The organism is Nonomuraea ceibae, from assembly GCF_019396325.1.
GTDB classification, from domain to species: domain Bacteria; phylum Actinomycetota; class Actinomycetes; order Streptosporangiales; family Streptosporangiaceae; genus Nonomuraea; species Nonomuraea ceibae.
In genome coordinates this window covers 29,016-48,017 of record NZ_JAHKRO010000015.1, presented here as the reverse complement: position 1 = coordinate 48,017, position 19,002 = coordinate 29,016, and the positions used below count along the sequence as shown (strand labels likewise).

The window sequence follows — 19,002 nt, the reverse complement described above, 5'->3', positions numbered from 1 at the left end:
TCTGGCCTGGTCGGCGGGTGGATCGGGCCGCGGGGAGGCGGACCGTTCCAACTGCTTCTACCCCGGGGGGCGCCGATGATCACTTCCGAATGACGCTCGCAACCCACGACATCCAGACCAGCATGCCGGAGCCGGAATGGCGAGACCTCTCTAGCGAGATTCCCGGCACTGCGCGGCGATTTATCCGGAATAGGCGCTGATTGACCGCTTTTTAGCGAGATAGAGCACGCCGATGGCGTACACCGCGAGCTGCACCAGCGACCCCGCGAGCGACTGCCACGGCACCTGGTCCTGCAACAGCGCGTCGTCGAGCTGCCCCGAGGCCGCGCTCAGCCCGAACGCCACCATGTTGTTCACCACGTGCAGCCCGATCGGCGCCTCCAGCCCGCCGGTCCGCACCGCCAGGAACCCCATGACCGCCCCGAACAGGAACACGTCCACCAGCCCCGCCGACGAGTAGCCGTGCATCCCCGCGAACACCGCCGAGCTGATCAGGATGCTCCACACCGGATTGCGCACGTGCGCCCCGAACGCCTGGAGGAACCACCCGCGGAACACGTACTCCTCGGCGGCCGCCTGGAACGGCACCAGCAGCACGATGACGACGAGCGCCGGCAGGAAGTACGCCCACCCGACCCAGCCGAAGAAGTCGTCGACCGGCTCCCCCGTGATCGCGAGGGTGACGAGCTGGGCGGCCTGCCCGAGCACCAGCGCCAGCACGGCCAGCGCGGCGCAGCGCAGCATCCAGCCCCACCGCAGCCGCCCGGCGACGGAGGAGATCGTGCCCGGCCGCCGCCGCTGCACGAGCGCGACCGTGCCGAACACCACCGGCAGCACCACCGCCAGCGACAGCAGGAGCTGGGCCATGCCGAACACCGGGTCGCCGGAGATCTGCTCGGGGTTGGCGGGCGGCGGGATGCCGAGGATCGTGCCGAGCATCATCCCGGCGAGCAGCACGACGAACCCGACCGCGAAGAACCCGGCGGCGACCACGAGCGTGCCGACGACCTGCCGCCAGAGCTGCGCGGCGGGCGTGCGCGCCAGATGGTCGTAGCGGGCGCCGCGCGGTGTCGGCACGTACCAGGACGGCTGCGGCGGCGGGTACGGGTACGTGCCGTAGGAATGCGGTGGCCCAGGATTCTCCTGCATCTACAGAATCTTCCCAGCCTGTACGCAATAGTTCACAGACGGCGCGGCGATTTCGGCGGATGCTCAGGGACGTAGGTCATGTCGACCCTGGGAGCGCATCCATGTCAAGGCTGGGACCAGTCATCACCCTGACGGCGGGCGCCGTGCTCGCCGTGGGGCTGGGTGTCGCCAGCATCACGGCGACACCCGCGGCGGACACCCCCGCCGTAACCGGCGACAACGCCGCCGGCACCACCGGGAACACCACCGGGACCAACGCGCCGGTGGCGGAGAGCACGCCCGAGCCGAGCGCCACCCCCACGTTCGAGGAGTCCGTGCCCGCCGCGCCGAGGAGGGCCGACTACGCGGGCCGCGTCAAGGGCAACGGCGGCCTGATCGCGATCTCCGTCCGCGACGGCAAGGCCATCGGCTACTTCTGCGACGGCAGAACCGAGGTCTGGTTCAAGGGCGACGCGACCGGCGACGAGCTCGTGCTGAAGGGCTCCGGCGGGGCCAAGGTCGAGGCCGAGCTCGGCGACGGCAGGGCCACCGGCCGGGTGTCGGTAGGCGGCAAGAGCTGGACCTTCGTGGCCCCGGTGGCGAAGAAGCCGTCCGGCCTGTACCGGGCGAGCGCCATCGTCAGAGGGGCCAGGATCCGCGCCGGCTGGATCGTGCTGCGCGATCCGCAGGGCGGGTTCACCCAGGTCGGGACCGCGTTCGCGGGCGACGAGCAGGTGCCGGTCCCCCGGCTGGACGGCGACGAGCCGACCGGCCCCGTCACCGTCGGCGGGACCACCGTCTACCCGGAGGACGTCGACGGCTTCATCGAGGAGATGCGATGACCGCCATCCAGCACCGCCCGGCCCGTGCCGCCGCGCTGCTCCTGCCGCTGCTCGCCGGCGGCCTGATCATGGTCGCGCTCGGCGTGTACGGCCGCGCGCACACCCCGACGGGCTTCGCCGTGGGCGTCGCGGGCTTCTCGGCCGCGCTGCCGATGAAGGTGTGGCTGACGACGGGCGCCACCGTGCTGGCGCTGGTGCAGGTCGTCTCCGCCCTGTCGCTGTGGGGCCGGCTCGGCGTCGACATCCCGGCGGGCGTGCACCGCTGGTCGGGCAGGCTGGCGTTCCTGCTGACGATCCCGGTCGCGTTCCACTGCCTGTACGCGCTCGGGCTGCAGTACGACGTGGCCAGGGTCGCCGTCCACTCGCTGCTGGGCTGCTTCTTCTACGGCGTGTTCGTGGCCAAGATGCTGTCGCTGCGCAGGGCCGACGCGCCGGGCTGGACGCTGCCGGTGCTGGGCGGGCTGGCGTTCACCGCGCTGGTGGGGCTCTGGCTGACCTCGTCGTTCTGGTTTTTCACGACGATCGGGCTGAAGGTCTAGGGCTCGAACCGGGTCGTCCTGGTCAGCCCGGCGGCCCGGCCCTTGGCGGCCACGACCAGCGCCATCTTGCGCGACGCCTCGTCGATCATCTCGTCGCCGAGCATGACCGCGCCGCGCCGCTCCACGGTGGTGTAGTGCTCGTACGCCTCCAGGATGAGCTCGGCGTGGTCGTAGTCCTCCTGCGACGGCGAGAACACCTCGTTGGCCGCCTCGATCTGCGACGGGTGCAGCACCCACTTGCCGTCGAAGCCGAGCGCCGCGGCCCGCCGGGCGACCCGCCGGTAGCCGTCGACGTCCCTGATCTGCAGGTAGGGCCCGTCGATCACCTGAAGGTCGTGCATCCGGGCGGCCATCAGCAGCCGCATCAGGATGTAGTGGTAGGCGTCGCCCTCCTCGTAGCCGGGCGGCTGCTCGCCCACGACGAGGGTGCGCATGTTGATCGAGGCCATGAAGTCGGCCGGCCCGAACACCAGCGTCTCCAGCCGCTTGGACGAACCGGCGATGGAGTCGGCGTTGACCAGCCCGCGGGCGTTCTCGATCTGCGCCTCGATGCCGATGCGGCCCACCTCGAAGCCCATCGTCTTCTCGATCTGGGTGAGCAGCGTGTCGAGCCAGACGATCTCGGTGGGGTCCTGGACCTTGGGCAGCATCAGGCAGTCGAGCTTGTCGCCGGCACCTTCGACGATCTCGATGACGTCCCGGTACGTCCACTGCGTCGTCAGGTCGTTGACCCGCACGACCCGGGTCTTGCCGGTCCAGTCGCCCTCGCGCAGCGCGGCCACGATATTGCGGCGCGCCTCCTCCTTGGCCAGGGGCGCGACGGCGTCCTCCAGGTCGAGGAACACCTCGTCAGCGGGCAGGCCCTGCGCCTTCTCCAGGAACCGGGGATTGCTGCCGGGCACCGCGAGGACCGAGCGACGTGAACGCATGCGCCCACGCTAGTGGCCCGTTCGGCCCTCCCGGAATCGGCCCCCCGGCTAAGGTCGAGCCGTGACCGACATCAACGGGGCCATCATCGAGGGCGCCAAGAAGTCCGGCGTCCTCTGGCTCTCTCTCGACCGTGCCCGGCTGGCCTGGCACACCTGGCACGACGGCGCCATCTACGTGGTGACGGGCGGCGAGGAGCAGTATCTGCCCGGCCTGGAGGGGCTCGGCAGCGTCTGGGTGACGCTGCGCAGCAAGGACAACGGCGCCAGGCTCGCCGAGTTCGAGGCCAGGATCGAGCTGGTCGACCAGGCCGCCGAGCCCGAGGCCGTCGCGGCGCTGGTCAAGGAGCGGCTCAACACGACCGACAGCGAGCATCTGGCCGAGCGGTGGGCGGCCGGCTCCTCGGTGCTGCGGCTGACGCCCAAGCCGGTGTGCACCTGCTGAGGCGTCAGGTGCGCACCGGCTCGGCGAGGCCGGTGGCGGGCGAGGGCTGAGCGCCCGCGGTGGCGGTCTGGGCGAGCAGCGCGCCCGACAGCACGATGAGGCCGCCGATGATCTGGAAGACGCCCAGCGCCTCCCCGAGCAGCACCCAGGCCACGACGGCGCCGCCGATGACCTCCAGCGAGGCGACGGTGGCGCCCACGGCGGCCGACAGGCGGCGCACCGCGTTGACGCCCAGGATGTAGGCCGTCACGGTGGCGACGAGCACCATCCACAGATACGCGCCGAGCACCGGCAGCTCCGACGCCCCGGCGGCCGGGGTGGCGGCGGTGGCGAAGGCGCTCCACGGGATGTCCCAGGGCCGGGCGAAGGGCAGCAGCACGACGGCCGCCCCGGTCATGCCCCAGGCGATCAGGCCGAGCGGGTCCACGTCGTCGCCGAAGCTATCGCTCATCAGGAAATATCCAGCGCAGCACGCCCCCGCGGCCAACCCCAGCAACAGCCCCAGCGCGTCGAGCCGCAGCCCGTCCCAGAACTCGACCACGATGCCCAGCCCCAGCACCGCCGTCACCGCGCCCACGAACGCGGCCCTGGCGAGCCGTACCTTCCGCACGAACCGCACCCAGAGCACGACCATCACCGGCGCCATGAACTCCAGCAGCAGCGCGATGCCGACCGGCAGCCGGGTGATCGCCACGAAGTAGAGCGCCTGCACGCCCGCGACCGCGACGATCGCGTACGCCCCGAAGAACGGCAGGCGCGAGCGCGGGATGCGCAGCGCGGCCGGTTTGACCAGCGCGAGCACGGCGAGCAGGAGCAGCCCGGCGCCGGCCATGCGCGCCCATACGGCCTCGATGGGGGCGAGCCCGGCCGCGATGAGATATTTCGCCATCGGTCCGGAGAACGCGAAGCACACCGAGGACACGAAAGCGATCGCGAGTCCCGCATACCGCATGGGCGCACCACCAGGGAGGAGTAATCACCGTTCGAAACGTTTGATACTGACATGCTCGGGGTCCCCGGCGCAACGCCGGGCCCCTGTTAACGTGGCTGACGTGCAGATCTTCGTGGCACGACTGGCCGGCACCCCGGTCTTCGACCCCGCCGGCGACCAGATCGGCCGCATCCGCGACGTGGTGACCACCCTGCGGGGCAGCCGGCCGCCGAGCGCGCACGGCATGGTCGTGGAGGTCCAGCCGCGCCGCCGCGTCTTCCTGCCCATCACCCGCGTGCGCGGCATCGAGGCAGGCGCGGTGATTTTCACCGGGCGGATCAACATGCGCCGGTTCGAGCAGCGCGTCACGGAGACCCTGGTGATCGGCGAGATGCTGGACCTGACCGTCCGGGTGCGCGACGAGCAGATGACCGTCTACGACGTGGCCATGGCCGAGATCAAGCCGTCCACCTGGGAGATCACCAAGGTCGCCGTCTACAAGGGCAGGCGCAGGCGCGAGCCGAAGGTCGTCGGCTGGGACGAGGTGTCCGGGTTCGACATCCTGCAGAAGGACCAGGGGGCGGCCGGGCTGATCGCCTCGTTCGAGGAGATGCGGGCCGCCGACATGGCCAGCGCGCTGCACGACCTGCCGGGCAAGCGGCGCATCGAGATCGCCCGCGCGCTCGACGACGACCGGCTGGCCGACGTGCTGGAGGAGCTGCCGCCCGGCGACCAGATCGGCATCCTCGGCATGCTGGAGCCCGAGCGGGCCGCCGACGTGCTGGAGGAGATGAACCCGGACGACGCCGCCGACCTGCTCGGCGGCCTGCCCGACCAGCAGGCGGCCGAGCTGCTGGCGCTGATGGAGCCCAAGGAGGCCGCCCCGGTGCGGCGGCTGCTCACCTACCCGCAGGACACCGCGGGCGGCATGATGACCAGCGAGCCGGTGATCCTGCCGCCGAGCGGCACCGTGGCCGAGGCGCTGGCGCACATCCGGCAGCACGACCTGACGCCCGCCGTGGCCGCCCAGGTCTACATCACCCGGCCGCCGAACGAGACGCCGACGGGCCCGTACCTGGGGGTGACGCACTTCCAGCGGCTGCTGCGCGACCCGCCGTCGACGCTGCTCGGCGCCGTCATCGACCCGTCGATCGACCCGATCAGGCCCGAGTTCACGCTGCCGGAGGTGGCCTTCTACCTGGCCAACTACAACCTGGTCGCGGCCCCGGTGGTCGACGAGCTGAACCGGCTCGTCGGCGCCGTCACCGTGGACGACGTGCTGGACCACCTGCTGCCGGAGGACTGGCGCGAGAGGCCGGAGCCGTGACGAGCGAGCGCCTCGACCAGCCCAGGGAGCTGCGCCGCTCGCTGCGCCCGCACTACGACCCCGAGGCGTTCGGGCGGCTGTCGGAGCGGATCGCGCGCTTCCTCGGCACCGCGCGGTTCCTGGTCTACATGACCGTGTTCGTGACGGTGTGGATCCTCTGGAACGTCGCCGCCCCGGACCGCCTGCAGTTCGACCCGTACCCGTTCATCTTCCTGACGCTCATGCTGTCGCTGCAGGCCTCGTACGCGGCGCCGCTGATCCTGCTGGCGCAGAACCGCCAGGACGACCGCGACCGCGTCCAGTACGAGCAGGACCGCGAGACCGCCGAGCGCAACCAGGCGGAGATCGAGTATCTGACCCGGGAGATCGCCGGGCTGCGGATGGCGCTGGGCGAGGTGACCACCCGCGACTACCTGCGCTCGGAGCTCCAGCGGCTGGCCGAGGACCTCAGGGAGCGTCCGTGAGCCGGTCGAGCAGGCCGCGCACCTGGGCCAGGTCGCCGGGCGTGAGCCGGTCCAGGAACATCGCCCGCACGCCCCGCCGGTAGGTGGGCGTGGCCTCCGCGAGCCGCTCCACGCCGGCCTGCGTCAGCACCGCGAACAGCCCGCGGGCGTCGTCGGCGCACGCCTCGCGCGTCACCAGCCCGTCACGCTGCAACCGGTCGATCAGCCGGGTCAGCCCGCTGCGCGACAGCAGCACCCGGCCCGCCAGGTCGTTCATCCGCAGCCGCCGCCCCGGCGCCTCGGCCAGGTGCGTCAGCACGTCGAACGAGGCCAGCGGCAGGTCGTGGCCGTCGAGCAGCTCGGCCTCCAGGTGACGGGTGATGCCCAGCTGGGCTCGCTGCAGACCGCGCCAGACCGCCAGCTCCCCGGCGGTGAGCCCCTCGTCGGGCAGAACAGTCACGGAGTAACCTTAGAACGTTGCACAAACACCTAAAACCGCGCTGGATTAACGGGACGGCCCGCCTGGTTCATACCATGGAGGGGCATCCTCACTGGCGTGCAGGCGCCTGTCACACATATACCGGCAAAGGAGGGACGGCACCCTCGTTCGCGGGCGTGCCGAGACTTCGATGGCACCAACCCAGGAACAGGTGACGGCCGCCCTCGCCACCGTCATCGACCCCGAGATCCGCCGCCCGATCACCGACCTCGGCATGGTCAAGGGCATCGACATCGCCGCAGACGGCAAGGTGCGGGTCGGCGTCTACCTCACGGTGGCCGGGTGTCCGATGAAGGACACCATCCGGCGCGACGTCACCACGTCCGTCGCCAAGCTCGACGGCGTCACCGGCGTCGAGATCGAGCTCGACGTGATGAGCGCCGAGCAGCGCAAGACGTTGCAGACCACGCTGCGCGGCGACCGGGGGCCGGAGAAGGAGATCCCCTTCAACCAGCCCGGCTCGCTGACCCGCGTGTTCGCGGTGGCCAGCGGCAAGGGCGGCGTCGGCAAGTCGTCCGTGACCGTCAACCTGGCCGCCGCCATGGCCTCCAGCGGCCTCAAGGTCGGCATCGTCGACGCCGACATCTACGGCCACAGCATCCCGCGCATGCTGGGCGCCGCCGAGCGGCCCACCAAGGTCGAAGACATGATCATGCCGCCGGTGGCGCACGACATCAAGGTCATCTCGGTCGGCATGTTCAAGCCCGAGGGCAACACGCCGGTCGTGTGGCGTGGGCCGATGCTCGACCGGGCGCTGCACCAGTTCCTCGCCGACGTCTACTGGGGCGACCTCGACGTCCTGCTCCTCGACCTGCCGCCCGGCACCGGCGACATCGCCATCTCGGTGGCCCAGCGCCTGCCGGGGGCCGAGATCCTGGTCGTCACCACGCCGCAGATGGCCGCCGCCGAGGTGGCCGAGCGGGCCGGGTCCATCGCGGCCCAGACCCACCAGCAGATCGCCGGCGTCATCGAGAACATGGCCTGGCTGCCCTGCCCCCACTGCGACGAGCGCATCGCGGTCTTCGGCGAGGGCGGCGGCCAGACGGTCGCCGACGCGCTGACCCGCACGCTCGGCGCCCGGGTGCCGCTGCTCGGCCAGGTGCCGATCGACCTGCGGCTGCGCGAGGGCGGCGACGAGGGCAAGCCGCTCGTCCTCACCGACCCCGACTCGCCCGCCGCCGCCGAGCTCCGCTCGATCGCCGCGGGCCTGAGCAAGCGCGGCTCCAGCCTCAAGGGCATGCAGCTCGGCCTTTCACCCAACCGGGGCTGACACGATCACGATCACGGCGGGCCCACCACGCGGGTGGGCCCGTCAGGTCGCCTCGGTGTCGTACGGGGGGATCTCCCCCACGCCCAGCTCCTCCGCCATCGGCGCGGCGTAGGCGGGAGCGGGGTCCAGCGCGGGCTTGGCGTTCCAGTCGTCCTCGAGGTCGTCGAGCAGGTGCTTGCGCACGAAGTTGCGCGGGTTGAGGTCGGCCGGGTCGAAGTCCTTAAACTCCGGCCCCAGCCCGGCCCGCAGGTCGTCACGCGCGTTGTTGGCCATCTGCCGCAGGTTGCGCAGCGTCTTGCCGGCCTGTGCGGCCGCCTGGGGCAGCTTCTCCGGACCGAAGACCAGCAGCGCGATGACGATCAGCGCGCCGATCTCCAACCAGCCAAGTCCGAACACCTGAGCTCCTACCGGTCCATCCGCTCCGAGGACAAAACCCCCGGCCTATCCACAGAGTACGGGCTCCTGCGAAGCGGTCGGCACCCGCGTCAGGACGGGGTGGGCACGGGTTCCTCGTCGGCGCTGACCACGAGGGTCGCGATGTGCTCCTGGTCGTCGCGCTCGTACTTGATCTCGATCTTGGAGCCGGGCGCCTTGCTGCGGATCAGCGCGATGAGCTCGTTGCCGTCCTGCAGGCGCAGGCCGTCGACCTCCAGGATCACGTCGCCCGCCTTGAGGCCGGCCTTCTCGGCGGGGCCGCCGGCGTCGACCGGCGGGCGGCCGCTGCGGTTGCCGGAGGCGATGCGGACGCCCTCGCCCCGCCACTCGGGGTCGAGCACGATGCCGATCTTGGGCCGCTTGGCCTTGCCGGTGGTGACGAGCTCCTGCGCGACGCGGCGGGCCTGGTTGACCGGGATGGCGAAGCCGAGGCCGATGCTGCCGCTCTGGCTGGTGACCGACCGGCTCAGCGTGGCGATCGCCGAGTTGACGCCGACGACCTCGCCCCTGGCGTTGACCAGCGGGCCGCCGGAGTTGCCCGGGTTGATGGCGGCGTCGGTCTGGATGGCGCTGATGTACGCGGGCTCCTCGCCCGTGGCGCCGCTCTCGTCGCCCGCGATCACGGGCCGGTTGAGCGAGCTGACGATGCCGGTGGTGACCGTGCCGGTCAGGCCCAGCGGTGAGCCGATCGCGATGACCGGGTCGCCCACGACGACCTCCTCGGAGTTGCCGAGCCGGATCTCCGGGGTGCCGAACGTCTCCTCCGGCTTGACCACGGCCAGGTCGGAGCCGGGGTCACGGCCGACGATGCGGGCCGTGGTGGTCTTGCGGTTGTTGAACTGGATCTTGATCTCGCCGCCCTTGGCCGCGAGCGCGACCACGTGGTTGTTGGTCACCACGTAGCCGTCCTTGATCAGGAAGCCGGAGCCCGAGGCGCCCTCGGTGTTGCCGACGTTGCCGACCTCCAGCGACACCACGCTGGGCAGCACCCGCGAGGCCACCCCGGCCACCGACTCGGGCGGCCTGTTGGTGTTGCCGGTGGGCGCGGCGCCGAGGTTGAAGCTCGGGTCGGTGCCGCTGCCCGGCCTGGTCAGCAGGTACGTGCCGACGCTGCCGAGCAGGGAGGCCACGAGCGCGATGACGACGGCGAGCACGATCAGGAACGAGGTGCTGGGCCCGCGCCGGGGCAGCGCCATCGCGCCGCCGCCGAACCCGCCGGGAGGCGGCGCCCATCCGGCGCCCATGCCGAGCGCGCGCTGGGGCGGGGGCGGCGTGCCGTGCCGGCCGAACGCCGGGCCTTCGCCGCCGGGGTTGCCGAAGCCGAACGAGGGATTCTCGCCGCTGGGGCTGGCGAAGCCGTAGGCGGGGCTTTCGCCGCTGGGGCTGCTGAGCCCGTAGGGCGGCCTCTCGGGGCCCGGAGGGGCGTAGGAGGGGCCTTCGCCGCCCGGGTTGCCGAAACCGAAGGAGGGGGTCTCGTAGGCGCGTGTGTCGCCCCTGACCCCCTCAGGCGAGCCGAACTCCGGTGAACCGAACTCCGGAGAGCCGAACGTGTGCGGCGGGGAGCCGTAGATCGTGGTGTCGCCGGGCTCGCCCGACGGTGCGCCCCAGCCCGGCTCGGGCCGCCGCTCCGGCTGGTCGCCGGCGGGCAGGAACTCCGGCCGCCCCTGTGGATCAGGGTTGTCCGACGGCGTGCGTCCATCGTCGGGGCGCGTCTCGTCGGTCATCTACTACTCACCACTCCTTGCTCGGACACCGCAATCATGGCGTGATCGGCATACGAGAGTCGTAAAGCAATTGTCAGCAAAATCGCCCGACAAATCCCGATCTCAGATCGTATGCCCACCACGCCATGGACTACGCCATCCCGAGTATCCCAGGAGCGAACCGGTCAAGGCGTGGGCGCGCTCGTCTGCGCGGTCGAGGGCGAGTTCTGCACCCGCTTGACGAGCTCGACCGGAGGCGCGGTGGTCTGGCCGCCGCCCGACACGGCGAAGAACGTGCCGAGCGCCACGGCCGCCGAGACCACGCTGACGGCCACGTACGCGGTGCGCCGCCTAGCGCCTCGGCCCGGCCCCGAAGAAGCGCCACCACTGGCGCCCCTGCGGGGCCTGTTGTCCAAAGGGGCGATGCTGTGCGGGCCCGGGATCGGCACACCTCCGAACGTCCGGGCCGGGAACGGCCGCTCGCGGGGCGGCAACGGGCCGCCCGGCTCGGCCATGCGCAGCAGCGACATGGTGAGGTCGGCCGGCATCGACGGGCCGTCGAGCGAGCGCAGGCGCGACTTCAGCGCCCGCACCGACTCGACCTCCCGCCTGCAGTCAGCGCAGAATGTCAGATGCGCGAGCGCGCGCTCACGATCGGCGTGGCCGAGTTCTCCGTCGACCAGCGCGGATACGCGTTCTCCAAGATGAGCCATATCAGACTTCCTCCCCACGGGTAACGGTCGGGGGGAGTTGGGAATTACGGGGAGCCCGATGGTCGAGCGCCTCCCGCAACTGCGCCCGGCCACGATGAATGCGGCTCCGGACCGTGCCCAGCTTGACGCTGAGCGTGGCCGCGATCTCCTCATACGACAGGCCCTCGATGTCACACAGCACGATCGCGGCCCGGAACTCCGGGGCGAGCGCGTCGAGCGCGGCCTGGATGTCCGGCTCGAGGTGCGCGTCGTCGAACGCCTGCGCCGGCGACGGCTCGCGGCCACGGAGTCGCTCCGCCGCGTCGTCGGCCAGCCCCTCGAACCTGATGCGCTGCTTGCGCCGCGCCATGTCGAGGAACAGGTTGGTCGTGATCCGGTGCAGCCAGCCTTCGAACGTGCCCGGGGTGTAACTCGACAGCGACCTGAAGACGCGGACGAAGACCTCCTGGGTGAGGTCCTCGGCGTCGTGGACGTTGCCGGTCAGGCGGTAAGCCAGGCGATAGACGCGTGCGGAATGCGTCCGCACTACTTCCTCCCATGTGGGGGGAGTCCAGTCGGATTCGGACATGCTCGTCGGAGTCTCGGCCTGGTGGTCACTTTCGTCCACCAGAACTCCTCTCTTTGGGACCACCGCTACCGCCATAGTGCCTGGTTTTGTCCCTTCATGCGCACTGGCTGCCTTCAGGACCGGCAAAGCCCGTTTAAACCTGCAACGCCTCGGGGGCCTCCTGAGTTCCCGTCCCGGCGTGTCTCCCCTAGGCTGCGATCGGTGACCAATCGCACGAAAGTGGGGGGAGGAGGCCGATGACCAGTCCGGTAGAGGCCACTCTGGCCTATGCGGAGCAGTTCCATCAGGAAGATGAGATCTTGCACGCGGCGCGGCAGCGCGGGCTGGAGATGGGCGCCACGCCCATCCTTCCCGGCGGCGGCGCGGCGTTGTGCTTCCTCGCCACGGCGGTCAACGCCAAGTCGGTCGTCGAGGTCGGCACCGGCTGCGGCGTCTCGGGGCTCTGGCTGCTGCGAGGCATGCGCTCCGACGGCACGCTGACCAGCGTCGACGTCGAGCCCGAGCACCAGCGGCTGGCCCGGCAAGCGTTCGCCGAGGCCGGGTTCTCCGGCGGCCGGGTGCGGCTGATCGCCGGCCGCGCGCTCGACGTGCTGCCCCGCCTGTCCGACGGCGGCTACGACCTGGTCTTCGCCGACGCCGCCAAGCAGGAGTACGCCGACTACCTGGCCGAGGCGGTGCGCCTGCTGCGCGTGGGCGGCATCGTCGCCTTCGACAACGTGCTGTGGCACAACCGGGTCGCCGACCCCGCCCAGCGCGACCCCGACACGGTCTCACTGCGCGAGCTGGGCAAGCTGGTGCAGACCGACGACCGGCTGCGCTCGGTGCTCATGCCGCTCGGCGACGGCCTGCTCGCCGCCATCAAGATCGCCGACTAGCCCGTACGCGCTCCGTACGGGCCGTCAGGAGCGGGTCAGCCACTCCAGGAGCACCCGCACGCCGAAGCCTGTGGCGCCCTTGGTCAGCACGCCCTCGTCGACCGTGCTGCGCCCCACGCCCGCGATGTCCAGGTGGGCCCAGGGCCGCTTCCCGGCGAACTCCCGCAGGAACAGCGCCGCCGTGATCGACCCGGCCCCGTAGGTGGAGCCGACCTCGATGTTGGCCAGGTCCGCCACCGACGAGCGCAGCCCGTCGGCGTAGTCGTCGATCAGCGGCATCCGCCACAGCCTGTCGTCGCTCTCCCGCCCGGCCGCCACGAGCTGGCCGGCCAGCTCGTCGTCGGTGGCGTAGAGGCCGCCGACGTTGCGCCCGAGCGCCACGCTCATCGCGCCGGTCAGCGTGGCGATGTCGACGACCACGTCCGGGTCGAGCTCGGCGTCGGCGTAGGCGAGCGCGTCGGCCAGCACCAGCCTGCCCTCGGCGTCGGTGTTGAGCACCTCGACCGTGCGGCCGCCGTACTGCCTGATGACGTCGCTGGGCCGCTGGGCGGTGCCGGACGGCATGTTCTCGGCGGCGGCGATCAGGCCGGTGACGCGCACGGGCGCGCCCAGCCGGGCCAGCGCGCCGAGGACGGCGATCACCACGGCGCCGCCCGCCATGTCCGTCTTCTGCGTCTTCATGTTGTCGGTCGGCTTGAGCGACAGGCCGCCCGAGTCGAACGTGATGCCCTTGCCCACCAGCACCACGTGCCGCGCGGCCGGCTCGGCGGGCGTGTAGGAGAGCTGGATGAGCCGCGGCGGGCTGGCCGAGCCCTGGCCGACCCCCAGGATGCCGCCGAACCCCTCGGCCCGCAGCGCCTCCTCGTCCCACACGCGCACCGGCAGGCCCTGCTCGGCGGCGCGGTCGGCGAGCCAGGCCGGGTTCTTCACCGACGACGGCGTGTTGGCCAGGTCGCGGGCGAGCGCCACGGCCCGCGCCACGCTCTCGCCGCGCCGCACCTGGCCCTCGTCGGCGCCCGCGAACGTCAGCGCCGCCACCGGCTGCCTGCCCGGCGCGCCGATCTTGAAGGAGTAGGCCGCCAGCAGCGCGGCCTCGGCGAACGCCGTCACGTCGCCCTCGGGCGTCAGCACCACGAGCTCGTCCTGGCCGCGCACGCGGCGGGTCAGCGTGGCCGCGGCCTTGCGCAGGGCGCGCGGCGAACCGTCGCCCACGCCGTAGAGGAGCACGCGGCCGACGCCGTCGCCGCGCGCTACGGGAACCTCGACGATCTCGCCGGCCTCGCCCTTGGCCTCGTAGTGGGCGAACAGCCCCGCGACCGGCACGCGCAGGTCGACCACGGCCGGCGGGTCCAGGTCCGCCGAGTACGGGACGGCCAGCAACGCGGCGTCCGCGGGAACCTCGGCGACCACCGACGCAGCGGTCTCAATGGGCACGTTCGCTCTCCTCCAACGTCAGCGACCCTGGCGACGGGCGTACGCCAGGGTCGTGGGTCAAACCTGTCCCGGGATCTCTCAGCCGACGACGTTCTTCAACGCCTCGCCGAGGGCCTTCGCCTCGTCGGCGGAGATCTCCACGACGAGCCGGCCGCCGCCCTCCAGGGGGACCCGCATGACAATGCCGCGCCCTTCCTTGGTGACCTCGAGCGGACCATCGCCGGTCCGCGGCTTCATCGCCGCCATGCGTGCATCCCTTCCTGCCTTGGGCTCCCGCGGCCCGCGATTTCCGACCGCCCGTGGGGGGTGGTCGGCGCATTCACGTCTTCTGTGATGTCCTATTCTCCCGCATCGAGAGCCCTCATGGGTAACGATCTCCTCCCAGAATGCGTTGTCCAGGGGGGCGAAGGCAGCCAAACTGGACTTCGTGCATGCACGCGCCGCCCTGTTCGACCTGTATGGAGACCACCTGCGCTCACGCGGTGGGCAGGCGTCCGTGGCCGCTCTCGTCCGCCTCATGCGACCGCTGGAAATCGCCGCTCCCGCCGTGCGTACCGCCGTTTCGCGCATGGTCAGGCAGGGCTGGCTGCGGCCCGTCAAACTGCCCCGGGGACCCGGGTACGGGCTCACTCCGAAGTGCGTCAGACGGCTGGACGAGGCGGCGCTGAGAATTTACCGAGCCGGGACGGTGACCTGGCACGGCCGCTGGCACGTGATCGTTTTCGGCTCCGTGAGAGACCGGGCGCGCCGCGAGCGGATCAGGGCCGAGCTGACGTTCCTCGGCTACGCCGCGCTGTCCGAGACGACCTGGATCGGCCCGCACTCCTCCGCCGAGCTGGACAACCTGCTGGACGCCGAGGGCGTGCGCGCCGACCGGTTCGACGCCGCGCTCGAAGGCGACCCGTGCGAGCTGGTCTCCCGCGCCTGGGATCTGACCGCCATCGGCGAGGCGTACGAGCAATGGCACGCCGAGGCTGTCACGCTGATCAGCGCCCTGCCCGACGGGGCCCCGCCCGACCGGGTGTTCGCCACCAGGAGCAGGCTCGTGCACGGATGGCGCAACTTCCTGTTCCGCGACCCCGGCCTGCCGCCCGAACTGCTGCCGGCCGGCTGGCCGGGCGAGAAGGCCCGCGCCTACTTCGAGCAGGAGGCCGCCCGGCTGCTGCCCACGGCCGCCGCGTTCGTCGACAGGGAGATGCATTGACCGCCGCTGAGGGAGACGCCTTGATCCGCTATGACGTGCGCGACGCCGTCGCCGCCATCACGCTCGACCGCCCCGACGCCATGAACTCGCTGACCGCCGGCCTCAAGGAAGCGCTCCTCGACGCGCTCCGGAAGGCCGCCGCCGACCCCGGCGTCCGCGCCGTCCTGCTCACCGGCTCAGGCCGCGCCTTCTGCGCCGGCCAGGACCTGCGCGAGCACGCCGCCAACCTCGACGCCGGCCGCGGCCTCGCCGACACCGTGCGCCGGCACTACAACCCGATCGTCGAGCTCATCACCACCATGCCCAAGCCCGTCGTGGCCGCCGTCAACGGCGTCGCCGCCGGGGCGGGAGCCTCCCTCGCCTTCGCCTGCGACCTGCGCGTCGCCTCCGACAAGGCCAAGTTCGCGCTCGCCTTCGCCGGCATCGCGCTCGCGCCCGACTCCGGCGCCTCCTGGACGCTGCAACGCCTGGTCGGCCTCGGCCGCGCCACCGAGATCATGCTGCTCGGCGAGCCCATCGACGCCGCCCGCGCCCTGGAGCTCGGCCTGGTCAACCGCGTCGTCCCCGCCGACGCGCTTGCCGAGGCCGCCGCCGACCTGGCCGCCCGCCTCGCGCAAGGACCCACCCAGGCGTACGCCGCCACCAAGCGCGCACTCGCCCACGCCGCGACGCACTCGCTGCCCGAATCGCTCGCCCTGGAAGCCGACCTCCAGGACGAATGCGTCGCCACCGACGACCACCTGGCCGCCACCAAGGCGTTCCTCAACAAGGAACGCCCCGTCTTTCACCGGCCCGCCTGACTCCTCGCCACACAGCCCTCGATGTGATCGTTGACCAGGCCGATCGCCTGCATCAACGCATAGGCGGTGGTCGGCCCGACGAACCTGAAGCCGCGCCCCTTCAGCTCCTTGGCCAGCGCTTTGGACGCCGGGGTGACGGCGGGCACGTCGGCCATCGACGCGGGCACCGGCGAGTCGGGATCGGCATACTTCCAGACCAGCTCGGAAATGCCGTCCGGCAGCTCCAGCGCCGCCCGCGCGTTGCCGATCGCCGCCTCCACCTTGGCCCGGTTGCGCACGATCCCCGGATCGCCCAGCAGCCGCTCCACGTCCTTGTCCGTGTAGCCCGCCACCTTCGGGATCGAGAACCCGTCGAAGGCCCGGCGGAAGTTCTCCCGCTTGCGCAGGATCGTCAGCCACGACAGGCCCGACTGGAACGCCTCCAGCGTCACGCGCTCGAACACCCCGTCGTCGCCGCGCACCGGGCGGCCCCACTCCTCGTCGTGGTAGGCGATGTAGACCGGGTCCGTCATCCCCGTCCACGAGCAGCGGATCACCTCGCTCACGCCCGCTCGTCCCCGTCCCGCGCCACCCGCACCGTCTCCCCCTCGCCGTTCTGCGCCGGACCGCCTCCGGCCCGCTCCGCGCCGTCCACCCCGTCGACGTACGTGACCTCGCCGGACGCGGTGGCCCCCTCACCAGGGACGGCGACCTCGTCGGCGGCCTCGTCGGAGGCGGCGGGCTCCACGGGGGCGCTCGCGGCTTCGCCGGACGCCGACGGCTCGGCGGGCGCGGGCGGCTCGGCGGGCGCGGGCGGCTCGGCGTCGTGCGCGACGTCCTCCCCTGTGGAAGCGGTCTCTTCCGGGACAGCCGCCTCACCGGGAACGGGGGGCTCCGCCGGGGAGGCGCTCACGGCCTCCCCTGCGGCGGCGCCCTCACCGGGGGCGGGCTCCTCGGAGGCCGTCACGGTGGCGGGCGATGGTGTGGGGTCCGGGTCGGGGAGGGTGTGGGGGGCGGCCGGGGGCTCGTGGTCGGTGCGGAGGCCGGCGCCGGGGGCCGCGTAGACCTCCTGGCGCGCGTGCAACCGGCTCGACAGCAGCTCCGACACCCGCTGCTCCAGCACGGCGATCCGCGTGTCGCGGGCGCTGATCGCGTTGGCGGCCCGGCGCAGGGTCTCGTCGACGGACTGCGTGTGGTAGCCGACGAGGTTGACGGGCAGCCGCAGCGCCATGAAGTCGACGGCGGTGAGCTTGCCGGCTTCGGGAAGGTTGAGCGGCGGCACGTCCGGCGGGAACTCGGTCAGCTCACCGCCCCTGCCGAGGGAGACCAGCACCACGCAGGCCAGGATGGCGAGCGCGGCAATGGCGAGTATGACCAGCACATTGGCATCGTACTCATACCACGGAGGCATGAGTCCCGCACTTGCCGCATCCCGCTCAGCCGACGGCCTCTCCGAGCTCGGCGACGCTCGGCCTGACGGGGGTGGCACGGCCTTCGAGCTGGTCGAACGCCTCTTCCAGGGTGGTGGTCCAGGCGATGGCGTCGAAAACCCCGGCGCGGGTGAACCCGGCGTCGTGCATGCCGACGATCAGCTCCTTGAGCGGCCCGTAGAGGCCCCACGGGTCGAGGATGACCAGCGGCCGGTCGTGGATGCCGAGCACCCGCGCGGTCCAGATCTCGAACAGCTCCTCCAGCGTGCCGATGCCGCCGGGGAGGACGAGGAAGGCGTCGGACCTGGCGTCCATGACGCCTTTGCGCTCGCGCATGTCGGCGGTGATGATCAGCTCGTCGGAGTCGCGGTCGGCGACCTCGATGTCGACGAGCACCTGGGGGATGACGCCGACGGTGTGGCCGCCGGCGGCGCGGGCGGCGGTGGTGACGGCGCCCATGCAGGACACGGTGGCGCCTCCGCTCACCAGCGTGTGGCCGCGCTTGGCGAGCTCGGTGCCCACGTCGGAGGCGAGGCGGAGGTACTTGCCGTCGATGTTCTGGCTGGAGGAGCAGTAGACGCAGATGTTCACGAGGAGCCAGCCTATTGCGGCTCGGCGACCTGCGACTGGGTGGCCCGGATCTCCTCCTCGCGTTGCTGGGAGCGGGCCCGGTCGGCTTCGACGATGATGCTGACGGCCTCGTCCACGTCGTCGGTGACGGTGATCAGGTCGAGGTCCTGCGGCGCGATCTTGCCGGTGCCGAGCAGCGTGCCCTTGATCCATTCGATCAGGCCGCCCCAGTATTCGCTGCCCATGAGCACGACGGGGAAGGAGGTGACCTTGTGCGTCTGGACCAGCGTCAGCGCCTCGAACAGCTCGTCGAGCGTGCCGAAGCCGCCGGGCAGGGCGATGAAGCCGCAGGAGTACTTGACGAACATGGTCTTGCGCACGAAGAAGTAGCGGAACTCGATGCCGAGGTCCACGTAGTCGTTCATGCGCTGTTCGAAGGGCAGCTCGATGCCGAGCCCGACCGACACGCCGCCGTCGACCTCGGAGGCGCCGCGGTTGGCCGCCTCCATGACGCCGGGCCCGCCGCCGGTGATGACGGCGTAGCCGGCCTTGGCCAGCGCGCTGCCGAGGGCGCGGCCGGCCGCGTACTCGGGCGAGTCGCCGGGGGTCCTGGCGGAGCCGAACACGGTGACGGCCCTGGGCAGCTCGGCGAGCTGGCCGAAGCCCTCGACGAACTCCGACTGGATGCGCAGCACCCGCCACGGGTCCATGTGCACCCAGTCGGCCGGGCCCTGTCGGGCGAGCAGCCGCTGGTCGTGGGTGGAGGAGGGGACCATGTCGCCGCGTACGACCGCCTGCCCCTGACGCCTTTCCCGGCGGGTTGATTTCATGAGTTCACGCTAGCCCTTCGTGTGGTGCGGATCGTGCCCGAACTCCACGTCTACCCGGCTCGGAAGAATCTTGAAAAACTTCCCGGGAAACCTGGAACCGAATTTCGCGGA

The 19,002-nt window shown here is 71.5% G+C and carries 23 protein-coding genes; 9 read left to right on the top strand and 14 right to left on the bottom strand.

Annotated features, from left to right (window positions below):
• Positions 1–180: 180 nt before the first annotated feature.
• Positions 181–1,149 carry a CPBP family intramembrane glutamic endopeptidase gene (locus KME80_RS13190; protein WP_219504792.1) on the bottom strand — a complete coding sequence of 323 codons (969 nt, stop codon included), beginning with the start codon at positions 1,147–1,149 and terminating at the stop codon, positions 181–183.
• 101 nt (positions 1,150–1,250) lie between these two features.
• Between KME80_RS13190 and KME80_RS13185 the strand changes: the two genes are divergently transcribed.
• Together KME80_RS13185 and KME80_RS13180 are read left to right on the top strand one after the other, a co-directional pair.
• Positions 1,251–1,970 carry a hypothetical protein gene (locus KME80_RS13185; RefSeq protein ID WP_219504791.1) on the top strand — a complete coding sequence of 240 codons (720 nt, stop codon included), beginning with the start codon at positions 1,251–1,253 and terminating at the stop codon, positions 1,968–1,970.
• Positions 1,967–2,509, top strand: coding sequence for a DUF6529 family protein (locus KME80_RS13180; protein ID WP_219504790.1), 543 nt, complete (start codon positions 1,967–1,969; stop codon positions 2,507–2,509). The genes KME80_RS13185 and KME80_RS13180 overlap by 4 nt, the downstream gene beginning before the upstream one ends.
• Here KME80_RS13180 and KME80_RS13175 read toward each other — a convergent pair.
• A complete protein-coding gene (locus tag KME80_RS13175) occupies positions 2,506–3,438 on the bottom strand; it encodes an HpcH/HpaI aldolase/citrate lyase family protein (RefSeq protein ID WP_219504789.1) in 933 nt (310 codons plus the stop codon). The two genes, KME80_RS13180 and KME80_RS13175, sit on opposite strands and share 4 nt — an antisense overlap.
• 61 nt (positions 3,439–3,499) lie before the next feature.
• Between KME80_RS13175 and KME80_RS13170 the strand changes: the two genes are divergently transcribed.
• Positions 3,500–3,880 (top strand): hypothetical protein, encoded by a 381-nt coding sequence (locus tag KME80_RS13170; protein WP_246644768.1) that lies wholly within the window; start codon positions 3,500–3,502, stop codon positions 3,878–3,880.
• A 4-nt stretch (positions 3,881–3,884) separates the two neighbouring features.
• On the opposite strand, the gene KME80_RS13165 is transcribed toward KME80_RS13170, so the two are convergent.
• Positions 3,885–4,832, bottom strand: coding sequence for an EamA family transporter (locus tag KME80_RS13165; RefSeq protein WP_219504788.1), 948 nt, complete (start codon positions 4,830–4,832; stop codon positions 3,885–3,887).
• A 100-nt stretch (positions 4,833–4,932) separates the two neighbouring features.
• Here KME80_RS13165 and KME80_RS13160 point away from each other — a divergent pair, with 100 nt between their 5' ends.
• Both KME80_RS13160 and KME80_RS13155 read left to right on the top strand, forming a co-directional pair.
• Positions 4,933–6,138 (top strand): magnesium transporter MgtE N-terminal domain-containing protein, encoded by a 1,206-nt coding sequence (locus KME80_RS13160; RefSeq protein WP_308125733.1) that lies wholly within the window; start codon positions 4,933–4,935, stop codon positions 6,136–6,138.
• Complete coding sequence (locus KME80_RS13155; protein ID WP_219504786.1) at positions 6,135–6,602, top strand: DUF1003 domain-containing protein; 468 nt, start codon at positions 6,135–6,137, stop codon at positions 6,600–6,602. The genes KME80_RS13160 and KME80_RS13155 overlap by 4 nt, the downstream gene beginning before the upstream one ends.
• Here KME80_RS13155 and KME80_RS13150 read toward each other — a convergent pair.
• Positions 6,586–7,041 (bottom strand): MarR family winged helix-turn-helix transcriptional regulator, encoded by a 456-nt coding sequence (locus tag KME80_RS13150; RefSeq protein WP_219504785.1) that lies wholly within the window; start codon positions 7,039–7,041, stop codon positions 6,586–6,588. The two genes, KME80_RS13155 and KME80_RS13150, sit on opposite strands and share 17 nt — an antisense overlap.
• A gap of 169 nt (positions 7,042–7,210) precedes the next feature.
• On the opposite strand from KME80_RS13150, the gene KME80_RS13145 reads away from it, so the two are divergent.
• The gene (locus KME80_RS13145; protein WP_219504784.1) at positions 7,211–8,350 is read left to right on the top strand and encodes an Mrp/NBP35 family ATP-binding protein; all 1,140 of its coding nucleotides are present in this window, start codon (positions 7,211–7,213) and stop codon (positions 8,348–8,350) included.
• Between the two features lie 42 nt (positions 8,351–8,392).
• Here the strand turns inward: KME80_RS13145 and KME80_RS13140 are convergent, their stop codons facing one another.
• The 4 genes from KME80_RS13140 to sigE form a co-directional block, all read right to left on the bottom strand.
• Positions 8,393–8,746: a sec-independent translocase gene (locus KME80_RS13140; protein WP_219504782.1), complete on the bottom strand. Its 354-nt coding sequence runs from the start codon at positions 8,744–8,746 to the stop codon at positions 8,393–8,395.
• An 89-nt stretch (positions 8,747–8,835) separates the two neighbouring features.
• Positions 8,836–10,509, bottom strand: coding sequence for a S1C family serine protease (locus tag KME80_RS13135; protein WP_246644766.1), 1,674 nt, complete (start codon positions 10,507–10,509; stop codon positions 8,836–8,838).
• A 164-nt stretch (positions 10,510–10,673) separates the two neighbouring features.
• Positions 10,674–11,201, bottom strand: coding sequence for an anti-sigma factor family protein (locus KME80_RS13130; protein WP_219504780.1), 528 nt, complete (start codon positions 11,199–11,201; stop codon positions 10,674–10,676).
• 1 nt (position 11,202) lies between these two features.
• A complete protein-coding gene (sigE, locus tag KME80_RS13125; protein WP_219504778.1) occupies positions 11,203–11,844 on the bottom strand; it encodes an RNA polymerase sigma factor SigE in 642 nt (213 codons plus the stop codon).
• A gap of 161 nt (positions 11,845–12,005) precedes the next feature.
• Between sigE and KME80_RS13120 the strand changes: the two genes are divergently transcribed.
• Positions 12,006–12,644 carry an O-methyltransferase gene (locus tag KME80_RS13120; protein ID WP_219504775.1) on the top strand — a complete coding sequence of 213 codons (639 nt, stop codon included), beginning with the start codon at positions 12,006–12,008 and terminating at the stop codon, positions 12,642–12,644.
• 24 nt (positions 12,645–12,668) lie between these two features.
• On the opposite strand, the gene KME80_RS13115 is transcribed toward KME80_RS13120, so the two are convergent.
• Both KME80_RS13115 and KME80_RS13110 read right to left on the bottom strand, forming a co-directional pair.
• Entirely contained in the window at positions 12,669–14,078 is a 1,410-nt protein-coding gene (locus KME80_RS13115; protein ID WP_219504773.1) for a leucyl aminopeptidase, read from the bottom strand.
• A gap of 78 nt (positions 14,079–14,156) precedes the next feature.
• On the bottom strand, positions 14,157–14,324 hold the full coding sequence (locus KME80_RS13110) for a DUF3117 domain-containing protein (RefSeq protein WP_020545024.1): 168 nt from the start codon (positions 14,322–14,324) through the stop codon (positions 14,157–14,159).
• Between the two features lie 181 nt (positions 14,325–14,505).
• Here KME80_RS13110 and KME80_RS13105 point away from each other — a divergent pair, with 181 nt between their 5' ends.
• Complete coding sequence (locus KME80_RS13105) at positions 14,506–15,282, top strand: PaaX family transcriptional regulator (RefSeq protein ID WP_308125732.1); 777 nt, start codon at positions 14,506–14,508, stop codon at positions 15,280–15,282.
• Between the two features lie 20 nt (positions 15,283–15,302).
• On the top strand, positions 15,303–16,082 hold the full coding sequence (locus KME80_RS13100) for an enoyl-CoA hydratase-related protein (RefSeq protein ID WP_219504769.1): 780 nt from the start codon (positions 15,303–15,305) through the stop codon (positions 16,080–16,082).
• Here the strand turns inward: KME80_RS13100 and KME80_RS13095 are convergent.
• The 4 genes from KME80_RS13095 to KME80_RS13080 are packed head-to-tail and all read right to left on the bottom strand — an operon-like array spanning position 16,067 to position 18,891.
• A complete protein-coding gene (locus KME80_RS13095) occupies positions 16,067–16,627 on the bottom strand; it encodes a DNA-3-methyladenine glycosylase I (RefSeq protein ID WP_219504767.1) in 561 nt (186 codons plus the stop codon). The two genes, KME80_RS13100 and KME80_RS13095, sit on opposite strands and share 16 nt — an antisense overlap.
• On the bottom strand, positions 16,624–17,442 hold the full coding sequence (locus KME80_RS13090) for a hypothetical protein (RefSeq protein ID WP_219504765.1): 819 nt from the start codon (positions 17,440–17,442) through the stop codon (positions 16,624–16,626). The genes KME80_RS13095 and KME80_RS13090 overlap by 4 nt, the downstream gene beginning before the upstream one ends.
• Positions 17,443–17,497: 55 nt before the next feature.
• Positions 17,498–18,082, bottom strand: a complete 585-nt coding sequence (locus KME80_RS13085) for an LOG family protein (protein ID WP_219504763.1) — start codon at positions 18,080–18,082, stop codon at positions 17,498–17,500.
• 11 nt (positions 18,083–18,093) lie between these two features.
• Positions 18,094–18,891: an LOG family protein gene (locus KME80_RS13080; protein WP_219504761.1), complete on the bottom strand. Its 798-nt coding sequence runs from the start codon at positions 18,889–18,891 to the stop codon at positions 18,094–18,096.
• Positions 18,892–19,002 lie beyond the last annotated feature (111 nt).

Coding starts and splice junctions, on each gene's coding strand:
- KME80_RS13190 (WP_219504792.1), bottom strand. CDS start 1,149: ATGCAGGAGAATCCTGGGCCACCGCATTCCTACGGCACGTACCCGTAC.
- KME80_RS13185 (WP_219504791.1), top strand. CDS start 1,251: ATGTCAAGGCTGGGACCAGTCATCACCCTGACGGCGGGCGCCGTGCTC.
- KME80_RS13180 (WP_219504790.1), top strand. CDS start 1,967: ATGACCGCCATCCAGCACCGCCCGGCCCGTGCCGCCGCGCTGCTCCTG.
- KME80_RS13175 (WP_219504789.1), bottom strand. CDS start 3,438: ATGCGTTCACGTCGCTCGGTCCTCGCGGTGCCCGGCAGCAATCCCCGG.
- KME80_RS13165 (WP_219504788.1), bottom strand. CDS start 4,832: ATGCGGTATGCGGGACTCGCGATCGCTTTCGTGTCCTCGGTGTGCTTC.
- KME80_RS13145 (WP_219504784.1), top strand. CDS start 7,211: ATGGCACCAACCCAGGAACAGGTGACGGCCGCCCTCGCCACCGTCATC.
- KME80_RS13135 (WP_246644766.1), bottom strand. CDS start 10,509: ATGACCGACGAGACGCGCCCCGACGATGGACGCACGCCGTCGGACAAC.
- KME80_RS13130 (WP_219504780.1), bottom strand. CDS start 11,201: ATGGCTCATCTTGGAGAACGCGTATCCGCGCTGGTCGACGGAGAACTC.
- sigE (WP_219504778.1), bottom strand. CDS start 11,844: ATGGCGGTAGCGGTGGTCCCAAAGAGAGGAGTTCTGGTGGACGAAAGT.
- KME80_RS13120 (WP_219504775.1), top strand. CDS start 12,006: ATGACCAGTCCGGTAGAGGCCACTCTGGCCTATGCGGAGCAGTTCCAT.
- KME80_RS13110 (WP_020545024.1), bottom strand. CDS start 14,324: ATGGCGGCGATGAAGCCGCGGACCGGCGATGGTCCGCTCGAGGTCACC.
- KME80_RS13080 (WP_219504761.1), bottom strand. CDS start 18,891: ATGAAATCAACCCGCCGGGAAAGGCGTCAGGGGCAGGCGGTCGTACGC.